This window comes from Sphingomonas sp. CCH9-F2 (genome assembly GCF_001556735.1).
GTDB lineage: Bacteria > Pseudomonadota > Alphaproteobacteria > Sphingomonadales > Sphingomonadaceae > Sphingomonas > Sphingomonas ginsenosidimutans.
The window spans coordinates 1-3153 of the sequence record NZ_LSJO01000077.1 but is presented as its reverse complement, the minus strand read 5'-3'; the positions used below and the strand labels follow the sequence as shown (position 1 = coordinate 3153).

The window sequence follows — 3153 nt, the reverse complement described above, 5'->3', positions numbered from 1 at the left end:
GAAGACCGCCGCGCCAAACCGTCCGGCGACCGATACGTCGGGCGTCGCCGGACGGTTTGGCGCGGCGGTCTTCAGCGCTTGCCGGAATGCGACCAGATCGGCGACGCGCACCTCGCCCACGCCCCCCACCGGCAGGTCGCCGAGTACGAACGGGCCGTAGCGCACGCGGATCAGCCGGCTGACGCGCAGGCCGAGATGTTCCAGCACGCGCCGCACCTCGCGGTTCTTGCCCTCGCGCAGCGTCATCTCGACCCAAACGTTGGCGCCGGTGCGGCGCTCCAGATTGGCGTCGATCGAGCCGTAGCGCACGCCCTCGATCTCGATACCGTCGATCAGATCCTCCAGCTGCTGCTGGCTGACCTGGCCATAGGCGCGCGCGCGATAGGTGCGCTCCACCCCTGTCGAGGGGAGCTCCAGCTGGCGCTTCAGCCCGCCGTCAGTGGTCAGCAGCAACAGCCCCTCGGTATTGAGATCCAGCCGGCCGACCGGCACCAGCCGCGGCAGATCCTTGGGCAGCCGGTCGTAGATCGTCGGGCGGCCCGCCGGGTCGCGCTCGGTGGTCAGCACGCCGGTCGGCTTGTGGAACAGGAACAGTCGCGCGGGTTCGGGTGCGGCGACCGGCTGGCCGTCGACGGTGACGCCATGGAGCGAGCGCAGCACGGTCGCGGGGGTGGTCAGCGCCACGCCGTCGAGCGCGACGCGCCCTTCCTCGATCGTCCGCTCCACTTCGCGGCGGGAAGCGACGCCCGCACGCGCGAGCAGCTTGGCGATACGGTGTTGGGGGCGATCATCGGCCATGGCGGCTCATTAGCGGATCGCGACGTCACCGTGCGGAAATATTTGCGGCGATGTACGCTTGGCTGCGTTATGCTTGCGCAACGACGGGAAAACGGCCAGCCCCATGATATTCGGACGCAAACGACGCGTGATCACCCGCCTGCTGGTGGTGGAGGACGAACCGCTGGTCGCGTTCGATACCGAACACCTGCTGACCGAGGAAGGCTATGAGGTCGTCGCGACGGTCGATCGCGTCGCGGATGCGGTCGCGGCGATCGAGCGCGACGCCGCGATCGACCTGATCCTGGCCGACATCAATCTGGCGGACGGCAACGGCATCGACGTGGCGCGCCATGCGCAGGCGCGCGGCATCGCGGTGCTGTTCGTGTCGAGCCTGTGTCCCGCGGATGCGGCCGCGCTGGCGGTCGGGTGCCTGGCCAAGCCCTATGCGCAGCGCGACCTGCTGGGCGCGGTCGATGCGATCGATCGATCGCGTCAGGGCAAGCGACCGCGGTCGCTGCCGTCCGGCCTGCGGCTGTTCGCGGGCTAGAGCCGCGCCTCCACCTGATCGTGGAACAGGCGGATGCCCGCCTCCAGCGTGCCCAGTGTTATGCGGTCGATCGCGCCGGATGACAGCCCCTGCTGCCCGAGCGCGGCGGCGCGGAAATCCTCCGCGGCGAAGACTCCGCCGTCGAGGAGGTTCCAGCTCTTTTCCCAATGGCGCAGCGCCTTTTCGGTCGCCGGCGGCTCCGGGATCAGCATGAAATCCTCCACCCAGACGCGGTCATGCGCCTGCGGCATCAGCACCATCAGGTTGACGTAATCGGGGCTGACGATCAGCACCGCGCCCGGAAACATCTGATAGGTATAGGTGATCGCGCCGCGCAGCGTCGGCCAGTCGGCAGCGCGCACCGCCGCCGCGTCGACGTCGCGCCCCACCGCCGATCGCTGGTGCGAGCCGATCGTGTCGGCGGAGGCGACGCCGTCCTTGAAGAACGGGCCGATCGTGTCGGCGTGGAGGCGCAGCACGTGATAGCTTTCCAGGAAGGCATCCATGATGAGCTTCCAGTTGGCGTCGACGCGATGCGTGCGGCGGCGGAACAGGTGCATCTGCGCCAGGCCGAATGCGTCGAAGTCCAGCCCCAGCGCGTCCGCCTCCGCGAAATCGGCATCCTCGGCGAAGCTGAACCAGATCAGCCCGCCCGCCTCGCGCGTGGGAAGGCGGGTCAGCCCGAACGCTTCCTTGTCGAGGCCCGGAAAGGCATCGCCGCGCGGCAGCCCCGCCAGTCGGCCGTCGAGCGCGTAGCTCCACGCATGATAGGGGCAGACCAGCCGCGGCGCGCACACCGCTTCCTCGCCCTCCACCAGCCGCGTGCCGCGATGCTTGCACACGTTGAGGAAGACGTGCGCCTGCCCGTCGCGGTCGCGCGCGATCAGCAGCGGCTTGCCGAAGCCGTCGTGCGGAACCGCCATATTGGCTTGCGGCAGCAGCGCCGAGGGCGCGGCGACCAGCGGCACCTTCGTGAAGATGCGCGCCTGTTCGGCGGCGTGGCGTGCCGGATCGGTATAGGCCGCGGCATCGACATGCGTGATGCCGATGTCCCGCCGTCGCCCGCCATCGGCGAGCAGCCGGGCGAGCGCCAATTGGCCAGGCGTGGGCGCCAGCGCGCCGACAGGTGCGTTCATGGGCTTACCTCTCCGTATTTTGTCGATAGTGTCGCGCCCTTCATTCTTCGGAGCAAGCGTTTGATGGCGGGCAGGACGGACGGGCGGACGTGGGTGGATGGCGTGCGCCCCTATGTCGAACGCGGGCCGCTGGCGGCGTTCGCGCTGGGCGTGTCCTCGGGCTTCCCTTACTCGATGATCGCCGCGACGCTGACGACGCGGCTGGCACAGGACGGGATCGACAAGAAGACGGTCACCGCGTTCAGTCTGGCGTTCCTGGTCTACAACCTGAAATTCCTGTGGGCGTGGATGATCGATGGCGTCCGCCTTCCGGTGATCGGCGGGCTGGGACAACGGGTGTCGTGGCTGCTGCTGACCGGCGTGCTGGTGATCGCGGCGGTGACCAATCTGGCGCTGGTCGATCCGAAGGCGGACATCGCCGCCGCGGCGACCGCGGCGATCCTGGTCGGTGCGGCGGGGGCGACGTTCGACATCGTCATCGACGCCTATCGCATCGAGATACTGGAGCCGCGCCAGTTGGGCGTCGGATCGGGAATGAGCCAGTACGGCTGGCGGATCGGATCGGCGGGCGCGGGCGCGCTGGCGCTGGTGGTGGCGGCACGGCACGGCTGGGCGGCCGGCTATCTGGCGTGCGCGGCGCTGGCACTGCCGGCGATGCTGGCGGGGCTGATCGTCGGCGAGCCGCGACGC

3 protein-coding genes and 1 pseudogene are annotated in these 3153 nt (G+C 69.3%); 2 read left to right on the top strand and 2 right to left on the bottom strand.

The window, feature by feature from the left end; translation table 11 throughout:
- Window positions 1-798: pseudouridine synthase (locus AX685_RS02225; RefSeq protein WP_156445609.1), on the bottom strand; the 798-nt coding region annotated here is incomplete at its 3' end.
- Window positions 799-901: 103 nt separating this feature from the next.
- Here AX685_RS02225 and AX685_RS02220 point away from each other — a divergent pair.
- Window positions 902-1327 (top strand): response regulator, encoded by a 426-nt coding sequence (locus tag AX685_RS02220; protein WP_066484949.1) that lies wholly within the window; start codon window positions 902-904, stop codon window positions 1325-1327.
- Here the strand turns inward: AX685_RS02220 and AX685_RS02215 are convergent.
- Window positions 1324-2463: an aromatic ring-hydroxylating oxygenase subunit alpha gene (locus tag AX685_RS02215; protein ID WP_066484946.1), complete on the bottom strand. Its 1140-nt coding sequence runs from the start codon at window positions 2461-2463 to the stop codon at window positions 1324-1326. The genes AX685_RS02220 and AX685_RS02215 overlap by 4 nt on opposite strands.
- A 63-nt stretch (window positions 2464-2526) precedes the next feature.
- Here AX685_RS02215 and AX685_RS02210 point away from each other — a divergent pair.
- Window positions 2527-3153 (top strand): annotated as a pseudogene (locus AX685_RS02210) (MFS transporter); the annotation flags it as partial.

Excerpts from the sequence above, each read along its gene's own strand:
- AX685_RS02220 (WP_066484949.1), top strand. The coding sequence starts at position 902 with ATGATATTCGGACGCAAACGACGCGTGATCACCCGCCTGCTGGTGGTG.
- AX685_RS02215 (WP_066484946.1), bottom strand. The coding sequence starts at position 2,463 with ATGAACGCACCTGTCGGCGCGCTGGCGCCCACGCCTGGCCAATTGGCG.